Origin of the sequence: Sphingomonas sp. BK481, from assembly GCF_014194875.1 — a bacterium.
Taxonomy (GTDB): Bacteria; Pseudomonadota; Alphaproteobacteria; order Sphingomonadales; family Sphingomonadaceae; genus Sphingomonas; species Sphingomonas aerolata.
Window position 1 is genome coordinate 1 of record NZ_JACIAP010000008.1, and the last position, 15,679, is coordinate 15,679.

Below are 15,679 nucleotides of genomic sequence, written 5' to 3' on the forward strand. Positions count from 1 at the left end.
CCGAGGTCCAGCACGCCGTCGATGCGCCGGAGAAGGTGGTCGGCAGGCACATGATCGTCGAGCCGGAAACCGTAGAACAGCGCGCCTTGCGCCACTTGCCGACCCATCATGTCCATACTCCCGCCGCCTGGCAGGAGTGAATCACGCCTTCCTCGTCGTCGCAAGCACGCGTTTTTCAACAGTCTCGACCGGTTGTAACACCCGCAGCGACGCATGCTCTTTTCCGTTCCTCGACGATGGCTCCATGATCTGAAATTCCTGCATCGCGACCGCTGTGATCACGGAAAGATCCGACGACAGGGAACCTCGGCATGCCTCTCACGTATGTTGGTTAACGAATATATCGTGGGATTGGGACGAGGGGTCGATGACTGAGACTGGAAGAGTTGCCTATCATCGCGACCGGGCTGAGCAAGAACGAAGGCGCGCGAGCCAGGCAATCGATGACCGCAGCAAGAATGTTCATATCGAACTGGCCCTGGCCCATGGAAAAGCGGTCGTTCTTGGCGGGCATCGTCTTCGCGCAGCGCATGATCGATGATGCGGGCCGAAGAGGCTTGACGGTATTACCTCTCGGACGCCCGCGCAAAGAGCGCTGATCATGCGGCGACTGGGGGTCGGAACGGGATGCCGGTGTCTGTCCAGGTTCCACCGTCCGACCACAAGCGATTGTAACACGAGATCAGGTAGCGAATGCTGTCCAGCCCATCGTATCGGAATAGGTGTCGATCCGACGCGGCATGAACGATCGGCGACGCTGCAGACGCGACGATGGATTCGAAGCTGGACAAGCCTGCGCTCGCGACGCTGACATCGGGTGTCCTGGCGAACCTGCTGGTCTGTCTGGCCGTGTTGATGGCGACGTTCGCCAGAACGCTGTCGGGCGAGGTCGCCGTGATCATTGGCCCCGTCGCCATCTTCGTCGCCGCGAGCTTCGGACATTCCATCGCCAATATGTCCCTGCTGCCAATCGGCTGGTCAGGTGAGCGTCTGATCGCCTTCCGCGGTGAGGTGAGCCCAAGGGAGGGCAGGACCGACGGGCACGATGCCGCAGGGGTTGAGGTCGCGGTGGCTGGCGTAGTAATGCGTCTTGATGTGATCGAGATGCACCGTCGCGGCGATGCGCGGATCTGCCAGCATCCGCGCGACGTAAGCATCCAACGCCGGATAGTCGGCGATGCGGCGCACGTTGCACTTGAAGTGGAAGTGATAGACCGCATCGAAGCGGACCAGCGTGGTGAAGAGGCGGATATCGGCCTCCGTCATCGCCTCACCTACCAGCCAGTCGCTGCCGGACAGCCTCTCTTCCAGCCAGTCGAGCGATTCGAACAGCGGGCGCACCGCCGCCTCGTATGCGTCCTGCGTCGTCGCGAACCCGGCCTTGTACACGCCGTTGTTCACCGTGTCGTAGACACGGTCGTTGACCTCATCGATCTGCTGGCGCTGGGCTTGAGGATAGAGGTCCGGCCCGGATCCGCCGAACGCGGCGAGCATCCGGATGATGTCCGCCGATTCGTTCGACACGATCGTGTCGGTCTCGCGATCCCACAGGACGGGTACGGTGACCTTGCCGGAATAGTCCGGCCTGGCGCGGGCGTACAACTGCCACAGGAACTCGGCGTCGTGCAGTGGATCGCCGCTGCCGCCGCGGCTCGTGCCGAAGGTCCAGCCATTGTCCAGCATGACAGGATCGACCACCGAGACACCGATCGCGTCGTCCAGCCCGTACAACGCGCGCACGATCAGCGTCCGGTGTGCCCAGGGGCAGGCATAGCTGACATAGAGGTGATACCGACCGGGCGTCGCCGGGTGGCCGGGCTGTCCGTCCTGGCCGGGGCTCCCCACCGGGGTCAGCCAGTCGCGAAAGCCCGCATCCTGCCGTTCGAACGCGCCGCCCTTGCTGTCTTCCGTCACCTTGCCCGCGTGCCACGCACCGTCGATCATTCTACCCATGTCATCCCTCCGTCGAAATCGGACCTCAAGCAAGATCCGCCACCGTTTCCCCTCACGAACGACCAACGGCTCATTTCGTCCCATGCGATGGCTTTGGCGCCGGGTTCGGGACCGGTCGCCCCGATCCAGGCAAACAGCGGCCGCAGGTCGACGGTCGCGTCCACCACGCCGGTCGCCGGGTCGTCGCGAAAGGGATAGGAGGTGCAGGAGCGGTAGGAGGTTCTTGAATGGCGAAGCATGGTCGGATGGCAGGGATGGCGGCCGGGTTGATGATCCTCGCGGCGACGGTCGAGGCTGGCGCACAGCCTCGCGTCGAGCGCCTGTCAGAGAGGCCTGTCGCGCTGACGCTGTTGCCGGCCACAATGCATGGCCGTTTCGAGCGGAAAGGGGCCGGCTTTGTCCGCCAATGGCCGGGCAGTTATGCCGAGACGGCGTTTCGGGGCTCGGCGGTATCGTTCGACGTGGGGCCGAGCGAGGTGGCACTTCACGTGCGCGTCGATGGACGCAGGATCACCACGCTCGTCAAGCCCGTCCCCGGCCTGTACCGCGTCGCCGGGATGCCCGCCGGGCGCCACGTGTTACGCATCGAGGTCGCTTCGGAAAGCCAGTCCGGTCCGACCGGCATCGGGCCGTTCTTTGCCGAGCGGGGGACTGTCGGAGCGAGGTTGCGCAATCGCACGCGGCAGATCGAGTTGGTCGGCGATTCGCACACCGTCGGCTATGGTGTGACGTCGCCCAAACGCGAATGTACCCAGGACGAGGTCTGGGCGACGACGGATACGTCGCGCGGCTTTGGTGCGCTCCTCGCCCGCCGCTACGGCGCGGATTACGCGGTCAATGCGATCTCCGGGCGCGGGGTGGTGCGCAACTATGGCGGGTTCGCGGCCGACACGCTGCCCGAAGCCTATCCCTTCACCCTGTTCGATCATCGATCCCGCGCCAACGCGACCGGCTGGCATCCGCAGGTCATCGTCGTCTCGCTCGGCACCAATGATTTCACCACACCGCTTCACGCTGGCGAAACATGGACGAGCCGCGACGCCCTCCACGGCGATTACGAACGACGCTATGTGCGCTTCGTGCAGGAGCTCCACGCACGCGATCCACGCGCACAGATCGTGCTGTGGGCCACGGACATGGCCAATGGCGAGATCCAGGCGGAGGTGGCCAAGGTTGCCGCGACCTTGCGCACATCCGGCGCGCCGTGGCTCACCTATGTGCCGGTCAACGGCCTTTCCTTCAGCGGGTGCCACTCGCACCCCTCGATCGCGGATCAGACCGTGATTGCCGACCGGATCGCGGCGGTGATCGACGCGCGCGTCGCGGGATGGGCGCGGCGATCCTGATCGACGGACGGCCGGGTCGTCGGGCCGGCAAACGCAATAGGGCGCGGCGTATTATCCTGCTATCGCAGGAGGATGACAATATCGCATCCTGCCCCCACCGATGCCCGTGTCGAGGAACGTGCCGCGGTCGACGCCGCGACCTTTGCCGCCGAGATCGCGGTGCGCGACGTGCCGATCGTGCTACGCGGTCAGGTCGCGCACTGGGCCAGCGTCCGGGCTGCGGCGGGTGGCGATCGCGCGACGGCGGCGTATCTGACCGGGCTCGGCGATGGCGGCAAGCCGATGGAGGTGCTGATCGGCGGCCCGGCGTTCGGCGGCAAGTTCTTCTATCGCGGCGATAATCTGGAAGGGTTCAACTTTCACCGCGAAAAGGCGCCGCTCGGCGTTTTGCTGAGCGAATTGCTGCGCCTGTCGGACGTCCCCGAAGCCGAACGGCATATCCTCTATGCGAACGCGGCGACCGCGCCTGAGCATTTGCCGGGATGGGCGGCCGCGAACCCGCTCGATCTGCCGATGGGCGGGGCGACGCCGCGGTTGTGGATCGGCAACGGATCGCAGACCGCGACGCATTATGACGGGTCGACCAACCTCGCCTGTGTGGTCGCGGGCGAGCGGCGGTTCACGTTGTTTCCCCCCGATCAGGTCGGCAATCTCTATCTGGGGCCGCTCGACCGGACGCTGGCGGGGCCGCCCTCGAGCATGGTCGATCCGCTCGCGCCCGATCTGGAGCAGTATCCGCGCTATGCCGAGGCGCTCGGCCACGCGGTGGTGGCCGATCTGGGGCCGGGCGATGCGATCTTCATCCCGGCGATCTGGTGGCATCACGTCCAGGCGTTCGGGACGCTCAACGTGCTGTGCAACTATTGGCGCGCCTATGATTCGAGCGTGTCGGCGTTCCATGCGGTGGTGCACGCGATGATGGCGGTGCGCGACCTGCCCGCGGCGGAGAAGGCGGGCTGGCGCGCGTGGTTCGAGCATTATGTCTTCGCCGACGAGGCGGCGGCGGCGGGCGATCATCTGCCCGCGCCCGCGCGCGGCGTGCTCGGGCCGGCCAGCCAGGACCGGACCGAGCGGATCCGCGGCTATCTGCTGAAATCGCTCCAGCGCCGCTGAACGTCAGTCGCTGTCGAGATAGGCGGCGACCCAGACGAGCGGCGCGTTCCAGTTGATCGCCACCTCGTTCAGCGCATAGGCGTTGATGTCGTCCGCCCAGCAGCGTTGCGGCGCGCACCGGCCCTTCAGCGTCATGGCGACGGGATCGACCATCGCGCTGGTGTTGGGGCCGCCCGATACCACCCCCGGCGGCGGCGGTGGCGAGGATGCCGACAGCTGATGCGCCCAGAAGCGGTGATGCGGGTTGGTCAGCGGCTTCCAGCCGGTCCCCGAGACATAGGATTGGCCCAGCGGATTGCGGCCGAGGATATAATCGGCCGCATCGACGACGCCGGCGCGGTAGCGCGCATCGCCGGTGAAACGCTGTGCGAGGCCAAGCAGCATCGCGCGGTTGAGGATGCTGGAATTCGAGCCCCAGTTATAGGTCTGCGACGCGTAGGGGATGCGGTAGCCGGTGCGCGTGGTTTCGGCGAGGAAGCCGTCGGCGGCAGCGACGATCGCCGCACGCGCACCATCGCGGATCGTCGCGGGCACGCCGCTGGCGGTCGCGAGCGTGATCATGCCGAGTGGTGCGACGCTGGCCCAGCCGGGTTCGCCGGTCGCGCCGGTCGGCAGCGCTGCGCGGTAGGCGGTATCGCCGGTCGTCGCGAACAGCTCGGCTGCAGCCCAGGCGCGTTCGTCGTCGAGCGTCTCGTCGCCATAGCCGCCGCTGCCGGTGAATCCCTGCGCCGCGAAGATCGCGGGGTTGCGCTGCGCTGCGGTCCAGGCGGCGCGCGCGGCGGCAAGGCACCGCGCGGCAAAGGCGGGATCGATCGGCCGCCACAGCCGGGCGGCCTGCGCTGCAACCGCGGCAAGATTGAGCGTTGCCGCGGTCGAGGGCGGGTAGAGGAGCCGCGGTTCCTTGTCGTCGGCGGGTGCGGTCGGCAATGTCGTCCAGCGCGCGTCGGCGACCTTGTGATGCGCCATGCCGCCCGCGTCGACCGGAGTCAGCGCAAGCCTGCCGGAGCGATCATGCGGGCCGACGGGGAGTGCGACGCGGGTGCCCGCGGGGACTTGCATCCGCAGCATCCACTCGACCTCCCACCGCGCCTCGTCGAGCAGGTCGTCGCGGCGGTTGCCGGCTTCTGGCAGCCGCGCCTGACCGTCGGCGAACACGCGACGCGCAAGCCCGGTCTCGTAGAGATTCTGCAGCGTCCACACCGCGATGCCGCCGTTGACGACATATTTGCCGTGGTCGCCCGCGTCGTACCAGCCGCCGGTGACGTCGAGCGTATAGGGACAGCCGGACCAGACATTGCCCTTCTCGTCCGCGCCCGAAAAACAGGCGGCGACTTCGCGCGGATGGCCGGCCGCGCGGGCCCAGCGGGCACCGGCCCAGCGCGCGTCGATCGGCGTGCCGGCGCGCTGCTGGTAGAAGAAGTTGAGCGCGTTCAGCGCGAGCGGGGCGTAGACGTCGCGGCCGACGCGGAAGCGGCCGCTTTCGGTCCCGTCGACGCGCAGCCGGTAGCTGCCCGGGCGGGTGAGCGCGGTGAAGCGCGCGACATGGACATGATCGCCCGACGCCGCGTCGTCACCGCCGACGCTGGTGCGTCCCGTCAGCACGGTCCGGCCGGCCTCGTCGACCACGACCCAGTCGAGCGGCCGCGTCGCGTGATCGGCGACGATCGCAAGCTTGGGGTCTTCGGGACGGAAGCCCAGCTGGTTGATGTTGATGACGGCGGCGGCGAGCAGAAGCGGGAAGGGCATCAGAGCATCCTGTTCGTAGCCAGCTGCGCCAGCGCGGTGGCATGAGGCGGCATGTGGGTCAGCGAAGTGGCGACGACGCGTTCGATCTGGGCGAGCCGCTTTGCCGCGATGGCGATCGGCAGCGCGTCGCAGATGGGATCGTGGCCCGTCAGCGGTGCGTCCTGTCCGGTCAGCACCGCAAGCCAGCTGACCTCGTTGAACAATTCGTCCGTTTCGCGGAAGATGCGTCCGCCGGCGCGGAACAGCGCGAGCTTTTCGGCGAGGCCATCCGGGATCGGCGCCGCCGCGCGCTCGCGCCAGAAGGGTTCGGTACGGGCATTGAGGTGGTAATGCGCGACGAGGAAATCGCGGATCCGGACGAACTCGCCGGTCATCGTGCGATTATATCGGTCGACGATCGCCTGGGCAGGGGGGCCGCCCGCCGGAAGCATTCGCAACAGATGCTGAAGCCCGCTCTGCACCAGATGAATGCTGGTCGATTCCAGTGGCTCCATGAACCCCGCCGCCAGGCCGAGCGCGATGCAGTTGCCGCTCCAGAACCGGGTGCGGTGCCCGGTGGCGAAGCGGATCACGCGCGGGTCGGCCAGTGCCTCACCGTGCAGCCCGGCGAGCAGCGTCGCGGTCGCTTCGTCCTCGCTGCAGTGGCGGCTGGAAAAGACATGCCCGTTGCCGGTGCGATGCTGCAGCGGGATACGCCAGCGCCAGCCGGCGGGTTCCGCGATCGCGCGCGTGAGCGCGAGCGGCGCGGCGTCGGCGGCCGAAGGGACCGCGACCGCGCGGTCGCACGGCAACCACTGCGACCAATCGGTCCAGCCGGCCTGCAGCGCGCCCTCGATCAGCAGCGCGCGAAACCCGGTGCAGTCGAGGAAGAGGTCGCCCTCGATACGGCTGCCATCGGCGAGATGGGCCGCGGCAATTCCGGCGGAGCCACGCTCGACGCGGTCGACCCGACCCTCGCGGCGGATGACGCCGTGCGCCTCGGCCTGCGCGCGCAGGAACACGGCGTAGCGGCCTGCGTCGAAATGATAGGCATAGCCGATCCGCGACAGCGGTGAATCGCCGTTCGCGATCGGGCGCGAGAAGTGGCCGGCTTCGGCGGCGCGGGCTTCGAGCGAATAGGCGCCGAGCGCTTCGGCGGCACTTGCCTGGCGGGCGCGCAGCCACTGCGCGGCGAACGGCACGCCGGCGATGTCGGTCCCGATCTGGCCGAACGGATGGACGTAGGATTCACCCGGGCGCGTCCACCCCTCGAAGCGGATCCCGAGCTTGTAGCTGCCGCCGGTCGCACGGAGGAATGCGTCCTCGTCGATCCCGAGCATCGCGTGAAAGGTGCGGATCGGCGGGATCGTCGCCTCGCCGACGCCGATCGTGGCGATGTCGTCCGATTCCACGAGCGTCACGCGCGTCCCGGCCGGGCCCAGCAGGCGGCCGAACGCGACCGCAGCCATCCAGCCCGCGGTACCACCGCCAACGATCACGACCGATCCGAGTGTGCCGGTCATGCGCGCACCCGCGTCGGGCAAATGCGGGCGAGATAGTCCTCGTGCCGGGGCATTCGCGATGCGGCATCGGCGAACATCGCGCGCAGCCGGTCGAACCGTGCATCGACCTCGCGCGTGTCGACCGCGTCGGCCAGCCGGTCCCAGCCGTCGGGAACGATGCCCTGGCCCAGCAGCACCGCGACCCAGCTCGCCTCCGCGAACAGATCGTCCTCCCACCGGAACAGCCGTCCGCGGCGACGCCACAAGGCGAGTTTCTCGCTCAGGCTGTCGGGGATCGCCCGCGCACGCGTCTCGCGCCAGAATGGCGAATCCTCGCGGCGCGTCGCATGGTAATGGAGGATGAGGAAGTCGCGGACCTGGTCGAACTGCGTCGCTGCCAGCCGATTATAGGTGTCCATCTCGACCGGCGAGAAGCCCTGGTCGGGAAACAGGGCGAGCAGTTTCGAGATGCCGGTCTGGACTATGTGGATGCTGGTCGATTCGAGCGGTTCGGTAAAACCGGAGGCAAGGCCCAACGCGACGACGTTGCCGATCCACTGCTTGCGCCGCCGTCCCGCGGTGAAGCGCAGCAGGCGTGGTTCGGCGAGCGGGGTGCCGTCGACCCCGGCGTGCAGCGTCGCCGCGGCCTTGTCGTCCGAACAATGCGCGCTGCTATAGACATAGCCGTTGCCGGTGCGGTGCTGCAGCGGGATGCGCCATTGCCAGCCGGCCGCGCGCGCGGTCGAGCGGGTATAGGGGGTGATCGCCGGGCCGGCGTTCGCGGTCGGCATCGCGACGGCCCGATCGCAGGGAAGCCAGTGCGTCCAGTCCTCATAGCCCGCGCCCAGCGTCTGCTCGATCAGCAGGCCGCGGAACCCCGAACAGTCGAGGAACAGGTCGCCTTCGATGACGCGGTCGCCGGCCAGCGTGACGTGGCGGACATGGCCAGTCTCGCCGTCGAGCGCCACATCGACGACATCGCCTTCGACGCGCACGACACCGTCGCGCTCGGCGCGGCGGCGCAAGAAGCGTGCATAAAGCCCCGCGTCGAAATGATAGGCGTGCGCCATCTGCGACAGGACCGACGCCGGGTCGGGCGAGGGGGGCATGAACCGTCCCGCGCGCGCGGCGACCGCGCACAGCGAATAGGCCTCGATATCCTCGACGATCCCGGCGGCGCGACGGCGACGCCAATATTGGTGGAAGCGCACACCCTCGATATCGAAACCGAAGCCGCCAAAGGGATGCAGATAGCGCTCGCCAGGCGCACCCCAGTCGACGAACTCGATCCCGAGCTTGAAGCTCCCCGCGGTCGCGGCGAGGAATTCGGCTTCGTCGATTCCCAGCATCGCGTTGAAGCCGCGGATCGGCGGGATCGTCGCTTCGCCGACGCCGACCGTGCCGATCGCGTCGGATTCGATTAGGGTGATGCTCGCCCCGGTCGGGATCAGCCGGGCAAGCGCGGCCGCCGCCATCCAGCCGGCCGTGCCGCCGCCGACGATGACGATGCGGCGGACGGGCGCGCCGATCGTCATGCGCGCGTCCGCAACGCGGCCATCGCCTGCGCATAAGGGGGAAGCGCGCGGACCTGCGCGATGACCCGCGCACGCTGCTCGGCCAGATGCCGCTCGATCGTCGCCAGCGGCACTATATCCGCACGCGCATCATAGCAGCGTGGCATGAGGCCCATCGCGTCGAACATTATTGCCCAATCCTCGTCCTCGAACGGTTCGTCGTCATACATCGGCAACCGCCCGCGCGCCGCGAACAGATCGTATTTGGCGGCCAGTGGTCCGGGTAGCGATGCTGCGCGGCGGTCGTCCCACAGCGCGCCGGCGCGACCGGCCACGGCATAATGCGCGATCAGGAAGTCGCGCGCGCCCTGTAACGCCCCGGCCGCAGTGCGGTTGAAGGCGGTGGCTTCGACGGGTGCCTGCGGTCCGGCGGGCCAGAGCTGGATCAACTGCGCGAGCGAGCGCAGCAACAGCGTCAGTGTGGTCGGGTGCAGTGGTTCGAGCAGGCCCGCCGCGGCGCCCAGCGCGACGCAATTGCCGCGCCATGCCTCGACCCGCCGCGCCGCGTGGAACGGCTTGCCGGTGCCCCCGATGCTGCACGTCAGTCGGACATCGGCGCCGTCGAGCGGCCAGGTTGCCGTCCAGCCCGCGTCCTGCGCATCGACCTGCGTATAGGGCGGGGGGGCGCCCTGTGCAGGCACCGTCTCGGCATGCATCCGGTCGCAGGGCAACCAGCCGGACCAGTCCTCGGACGCGGGGCTGGTACGGCTGGCGATGCGCGCGTCGGTTCCCGAACAGTCGAGGACGAGCCAGGGTTCGATCCTGGTACCGTCCGCAAGGGTCAGCCTCTCGACGATGCCGTTCGCTGCGATCTCGGCATCGACGAAGTCCGCGGACGCGCGTTCGGCCCCCGCTCGCAGCGCCGCCCCGCGCAACAGCGCTTCATAGGGCGCGACGGGCAGATGCAGCGCATGCGTGATCGGCGCCCCGGGTGCGAACCGGCCCGCCTGTGCGGCGACCGCGGACAGCGCATGATCGGCCAGCCGGACCGGGTGCCCCGCCGCGCGCAGCCGTCCGGCGAGCTGGTGAAACGCGATACCCTCGAGCGGCGCACCGGTCTCGCCATAGGACAGGAACGCCGCTGCGCCGTCGGCCCGCCAGCCACCGAACGCGATGCCCAGCGCATGGCCGCCGCCGGTCATCCGGACCAGCGTCGCCGCATCGAGACCGAGATCGGCATGGAAGCCCGCGAGCGCCGGCGGCACCGCGATTACCGGCGCGAAATCGCCCAGGCCATCGCCGCCGGTGCCGTCGTCGATCACCACCACGCGGTATGATTCGCGTGGCAAGCGTCTCGCCAGCGCCGCCGCGGCGATCCAGCCACACAGGTTCGCGCCCAGCACAGCGACCGTGGCTGTCACGCCGCAGCTCCGATCCGCGCAAGATAGTCCGCATGCGTCGGCATCCCCTCGGCGGTGCGGCGGCAGGCGTCGGCGACCGCCGCGACGCGCGCGCGCGCGTCCGCGACGGGTAGTGCGGCGACGAGGGGGTGGATGCGTTCGGGCATGATTCGCTGGCCATAATAGACCGCAAGCCAGCTTGCGGGCAGGAACATGCCCTCGCGATATTGTTCGACGATGCCCCGATCGCGAAAGGCGGCGATCTTCCCGGCCAGCGAGGGGGGCAGGTCCATCGTCCGCATGTGGCGCCAGAACGGCGTGTCGTCACGCTCAGTCGCGCAATAATGAAGAACCAGAAAGTCACGGACGCGATCATATTCCAGCGCCATCGCGCGGTTGAATTCCGCGGCATCCGCAGGGTCGAGCACGGCGTCGTTCGGAAACAGCTCGATCAGCTTGCCGATGGCAAGCTGGATCAGGTGGATGCTGGTCGATTCGAGCGGCTCGAGGAACCCGGCGGAAAGGCCGATCGCCACGCAATTGTCGATCCACTGGCGGTGCCGACGCCCGGTGCGGAATCGCAGCATCCGCGGCTCGGCCAGCGGCTCGCCCTTGAGCGTGTCGAGCAACACCGCGCGCGCGCGGTCCGGATCGGTGAAGCGGGTCGAGAAGACATGACCGTTCCCGGTGCGATGCTGCAGCGGGATCCGCCATTGCCAGCCGGCGTCGCGCGCGGTGGCGCGGGTATAGGGGACGAGGGGGCCGGTGTTCGCCGTCGGGACCGCCCAGGCCGCGTCGCAGGGCAGCCAGTGCGCCCAATCCTCGTGTCCCGCGTTCAGGGCGCCTTCGATCAGCAAGGCGCGGAACCCCGAACAGTCGACGAACAGATCGCCCTCGATCCGCTGTCCGTCCGCCAGGCGAAGCGCCGCGATCCCGCTCGGGCCCCGCTCGACGTGCTCGACGCGGCCCTCGATCCGCGTCACGCCGCGGGCTTCGGCATAGTCGCGCAGATACGCGGCATAGAGCCCGGCATCGAACTGATACGCATAGGAATAGGTCGACCCGACCGATCGCGGATCGTCGAGCGGCGGCGTGAACCGGCCGGCACGCGCGGCGACGATCGGGAGCGAGCAGGCGGCGAGCGCGGGCGTCTCATCCGGCTTGCCCCGGGTCGCGTGGAGCCAATGCTGATGGAATGGCAGTCCGTCGATGTCATGGCCGAAATCGCCGAACGGATGGATGTAGCTGTCGCCGATCCGACCCCAATCGCAGAACTCGATACCCAGCTTGAACGTCGCCTTGGTACGCCGGACGAAATCGGCTTCGTCGATACCCAGTCTTTGATTGAAGAATCGAATATGTGGCACCGTGGCCTCGCCGACACCGACGGTGCCGATCTCCTCGGACTCGACCAGCGTGATGTCGGCCAGCCGTGCCGCAGACAGTGTACCGGTCGTGAGGCCAAGCGTGGCTGCGGTCATCCAGCCTGCGGTACCGCCACCAACGATAACGATGCGTAGCCGAGCACGTTCGTCCAATTCCACCCCCCGGCTATGTTGCAATCATGCAACAAGCCTAGCAATTCACTAAAAAACCGTCCGATTCAGTCTAGGCCGAACTCATCCCTCTCGCTACCAAACATTGTAAGAAAAAAGCGCTTACAAATGATAGCGCTAACACAATGAGGGGATGCCGGGAGTCATGGCCAAGTTCGAGATCACACGCGCCGCGCGTCGCGGGAACCTCCTCAAAGGTGGTGCCTCCCTGCTTGCGCTGTGCCTGGCCGCCGCGCCAAACGGCGCTCTGGCTCAGCAAGCCGATGCCGCCGCCAGCCAGACTACGCAGACGCCGAACGCAGCAGTGCGTACCGCATCTTCTGATCGCGCTGCGGTGACTGTGGCCGGGGCGCCCCAGGCGGGCGCGGCACAGCCGTCCGCCAACGGGCAGGTGCCCTCGGGCGGCGCCGAAGTGACGCAGGCCGAGCAGTCGACCGCGACGCCGCAGGATGAGGCCGCCGATCAGGACATCGTCGTCACCGGCATCCGCCAGAGCCTGAAGAGTGCGCAGGCGATCAAGCGCAATTCCGAAGTCGTGGGCGATTCGATCTCGTCCGAAGACATCGGCGCGCTGCCCGACCGGTCGGTCACCGAAGCGCTGCAGCGCGTGCCTGGCGTGTCGATCAGCCGCTTCTCGGCCGGTGCCGATCCCGATCACTTCGCCACCGAAGGGTCGGGCGTCACCGTCCGCGGCCTCAGCTACACGCGCTCCGAGATCAACGGCCGCGATTCGTTCAGCGCGAACAACGGCCGCGGCCTGTCCTTCGCCGACGTGCCCGCCGAGCTGCTTGGCGGCGTCGACGTGTTCAAGAGCCCGTCCGCCGACATGATCGAAGGCGGCATCGGCGGATCGGTCAATCTGCGCACGCGCCTGCCGTTCGATTCCACCGGACTGGTACTGGGCGGGACGCTCGAGAACAACTACGGCGATTTCGTCAAGAAGTCGGCACCGACGGTCTCGGTGCTCGGCAGCAATCGCTGGGAAACCGGCATCGGCGACTTCGGCATCCTCGCCAGCTTCGTGCGCTCGCAGGTCCGCAGCCGCGCCGACAGCGTGCAGATCTCGAACTGGGGCGAGCGCGTGATCGGCGCCGACGGTTCGCTGTTGCAGCCGGTCGACGCGACCACCGGCGTGGTCAACACCGGCCGCACCGTCTACGTGCCCCGTGGCGCGGCGATCCGCAGCCAGGAATTCAACCGCACGCGCTACGGCTATTCGGCCGCCGGCCAGTGGCGCAGTCCCGACAAGTCGATGACCGCGACCGCGCAATTCCTGCGGACCGACTCGCGCGAGGCGTGGACCGAGAATTCGATCGAGGTCGCGACCGACAACGTGCTGGCGGCAGGCGACACGCAGCCTTTCCCCGGCACCAGCTTTGCCTATGACGACGATAACGTCTTCACCAGCGGGATCATCACCGGCCCGAACGGCTATCGCGCCGATCAGGATCCGGCGAACGGCGGCGATCAGCGCACGCCGAGCAACGGCCTGCAGAGCAACAACATCTCGCGCGGCAACCAGTCGCGCTTCCGCACCAACGACGCCAGCTTCAACCTGAAGTGGCAGGCGACGAACCGGCTCGGCATCAACCTGGACTACCAGCATGTCTGGTCGCAGGTGAAGGTCACCGACCTGACGGTCTGGGGCACGACCTTCCAGAATGCCGATATCCGGCTCGACGGGACCAACCCGGCCTATGTGAACTTCATCCCCGTGACGAACACGCCGAACAATTACCAGAACGCCGCGCACCCGAGCTATCTCGACGCGTATAACAACTTCTACCGTTCGGCGATGGACCATATCGAGGACAGCGAAGGCAACGAGGATGCTGCGCGCATCGACCTCGATTATTCCTTCCCGGAGGATAGCTGGCTGACCTCGGTCCGCGTCGGCTATCGCTTCGCCGATCGCCAGAATGAAGCGCGTTCGACCGGCTATAACTGGGGCGTGCTCAGCGAGATCTGGGGCGGCGGCAACAACCAGGACAATGCAGCGGCGCCGACCGGCCCAGGTGGCCCGGTCTGGTTCGATCGCCCGATCGATGGCAATCCCGTCACGCGTAATACGGGCAATCTCGGCCCGCAGCAGGCCTTCCTCTACGACAACTTCTTCCGCGGCAAGGCGAACGATTCGTCGAACGGCGGGCGCGTGTTCGTGCCAGGGTCGTTCCTCCAGGATTATGGCGCGGCGACGCAGGCGATCAGCCAGATCGCGCAGGAATGGCGCAACTTCACGAGCAACCTGTCGGGTGCCAATGGCTGGGTGCCGCTGGCAAGCCGTGCCGGTGTCGTCGCCGGGACGCCGTTCCTGCCCGGTGAGATCAACCCGGTCAGCGAGCGCAACAACGCGGTCTATGCGATGGCGCGATTTGGCAACGACCTGTCGAACGGCTGGAACCTGAGCGGCAATATCGGTGTGCGGTACACCAAGACGGATCGCGTCTCGTCGGGCTTCTTCGCCTTCCCGCAACAGTCGTTCAGCTGCGTCGCGCCGACCGACGGGCAGCCGGTCTCGCGGTTCTGCGCGTTGCCGCAAGCCGTACGCGATGCCGCGGCGGCGTTCCAGAACGGCAGCACGACGCCCAACGACGCCAAGCTGAGCTACGACTATTTCCTGCCGAGCTTCAACGTGAAGCTGGCGATGGGCGGTGGTCTTCAGTTCCGCGCGGCGTTCACCAAGAGCGTCGCTCCGCCGGATTTCGGGCTGACCCGGTCCTATTACAACATCAATCTGAACACGAGCGACCAGACGATCCTGTTCAACGGCGCGCCGGTTGCCACCTTCCAGGTCGGCAACCCGTTTCTGAAGCCGGTCCGTGCGGACAATTACGATGTGACCGCGGAATGGTATTTCTCGAACGTCGGCCAGCTCACGCTGTCGCTGTTCAAGAAGGACCTGTACGGCGTGCAGACCAACAGCCTGCAGCGTCAGAGCTTCACCAACAACGGCGCGACATTCGACGGGATCATCACGACCCCGCTGAACTCGACCGAAACGGGTCGCGTGAAGGGGTTCGAGGTCGGCTATCAGCAGACCTATGATTTCCTGCCGGGGTTCCTGAGCGGGTTCGGGCTCGCGGCCAATTTCACCTACGTGAAGTCGTCGGGCGTGTCGCAGCAGAATCTCGACTCCGACGATCCCAACGTCACCGCGGGGATCATCTCCAACGTCGACACCAGCGGGCTGCCGTTGCAGGGGTTGTCGAAATACCAGTTCAACTTCGCGCCCTTCTATCAGCGTAACGGGCTGGAGGTGCGCGCCGCGTATAACTGGCGGTCCAAGAACCTGCTGACGATCCGCGACGTGATCGTGCCGAATTCTCCGGTGTACGCGGAGAAATACGGGCAGCTCGACGCCTCGATCTTCTACGCGGTGACACCAGCGATCAAGATGGGGTTCCAGGGCGTCAACCTGACCAATTCGATCACGCGCACGTCATATGTGATCAACGATGATCTGCTGACGCGGCCGCGCAACTGGTTCATCGCGGATCGCCGCTTCACCTTCTCGATCCGCGCGTCGTTCAGATAAGCGCGAAAGGGTCTGCCGGTGCGGCCGACCCTTTC

10 protein-coding genes and 1 pseudogene are annotated in these 15,679 nt (G+C 67.2%); 4 read left to right on the forward strand and 7 right to left on the reverse strand.

Annotation, left to right across the window (positions count from 1 at the left end):
* Positions 1-141: 141 nt before the first annotated feature.
* Positions 142-282 (reverse strand): hypothetical protein, encoded by a 141-nt coding sequence (locus tag FHY04_RS15045; protein WP_183937026.1) that lies wholly within the window; start codon positions 280-282, stop codon positions 142-144.
* 489 nt (positions 283-771) lie between these two features.
* Here FHY04_RS15045 and FHY04_RS15050 point away from each other — a divergent pair.
* Positions 772-918: pseudogene (locus FHY04_RS15050) on the forward strand (formate/nitrite transporter family protein); the annotation flags it as partial.
* Between the two features lie 60 nt (positions 919-978).
* Here FHY04_RS15050 and FHY04_RS15055 read toward each other — a convergent pair.
* Positions 979-1,953 carry a glutathione S-transferase family protein gene (locus FHY04_RS15055; RefSeq protein WP_183937027.1) on the reverse strand — a complete coding sequence of 325 codons (975 nt, stop codon included), beginning with the start codon at positions 1,951-1,953 and terminating at the stop codon, positions 979-981.
* A gap of 227 nt (positions 1,954-2,180) precedes the next feature.
* Here FHY04_RS15055 and FHY04_RS15060 point away from each other — a divergent pair, with 227 nt between their 5' ends.
* Positions 2,181-3,299, forward strand: a complete 1,119-nt coding sequence (locus FHY04_RS15060) for an SGNH/GDSL hydrolase family protein (protein WP_260171549.1) — start codon at positions 2,181-2,183, stop codon at positions 3,297-3,299.
* A gap of 72 nt (positions 3,300-3,371) precedes the next feature.
* Positions 3,372-4,412 (forward strand): cupin-like domain-containing protein, encoded by a 1,041-nt coding sequence (locus FHY04_RS15065; protein ID WP_183937028.1) that lies wholly within the window; start codon positions 3,372-3,374, stop codon positions 4,410-4,412.
* Positions 4,413-4,415: 3 nt separating this feature from the next.
* On the opposite strand, the gene FHY04_RS15070 is transcribed toward FHY04_RS15065, so the two are convergent.
* From FHY04_RS15070 to FHY04_RS15090, 5 genes are read right to left on the reverse strand one after another with little or no spacing between them, the layout of a single operon-like run.
* Complete coding sequence (locus FHY04_RS15070; RefSeq protein ID WP_183937029.1) at positions 4,416-6,158, reverse strand: glycoside hydrolase family 9 protein; 1,743 nt, start codon at positions 6,156-6,158, stop codon at positions 4,416-4,418.
* Entirely contained in the window at positions 6,158-7,660 is a 1,503-nt protein-coding gene (locus FHY04_RS15075) for a tryptophan halogenase family protein (RefSeq protein WP_183937030.1), read from the reverse strand. The genes FHY04_RS15070 and FHY04_RS15075 overlap by 1 nt, the downstream gene beginning before the upstream one ends.
* On the reverse strand, positions 7,657-9,174 hold the full coding sequence (locus FHY04_RS15080; protein WP_183937031.1) for a tryptophan halogenase family protein: 1,518 nt from the start codon (positions 9,172-9,174) through the stop codon (positions 7,657-7,659). The genes FHY04_RS15075 and FHY04_RS15080 overlap by 4 nt, the downstream gene beginning before the upstream one ends.
* Entirely contained in the window at positions 9,171-10,574 is a 1,404-nt protein-coding gene (locus FHY04_RS15085; RefSeq protein WP_183937032.1) for a tryptophan 7-halogenase, read from the reverse strand. Before FHY04_RS15085 ends, FHY04_RS15080 begins: the two co-directional genes overlap by 4 nt.
* Entirely contained in the window at positions 10,571-12,091 is a 1,521-nt protein-coding gene (locus tag FHY04_RS15090) for a tryptophan halogenase family protein (protein WP_183937033.1), read from the reverse strand. Before FHY04_RS15090 ends, FHY04_RS15085 begins: the two co-directional genes overlap by 4 nt.
* Positions 12,092-12,254: 163 nt before the next feature.
* Here FHY04_RS15090 and FHY04_RS15095 point away from each other — a divergent pair, with 163 nt between their 5' ends.
* The gene (locus FHY04_RS15095; RefSeq protein WP_183937034.1) at positions 12,255-15,644 is read left to right on the forward strand and encodes a TonB-dependent receptor; all 3,390 of its coding nucleotides are present in this window, start codon (positions 12,255-12,257) and stop codon (positions 15,642-15,644) included.
* Positions 15,645-15,679 lie beyond the last annotated feature (35 nt).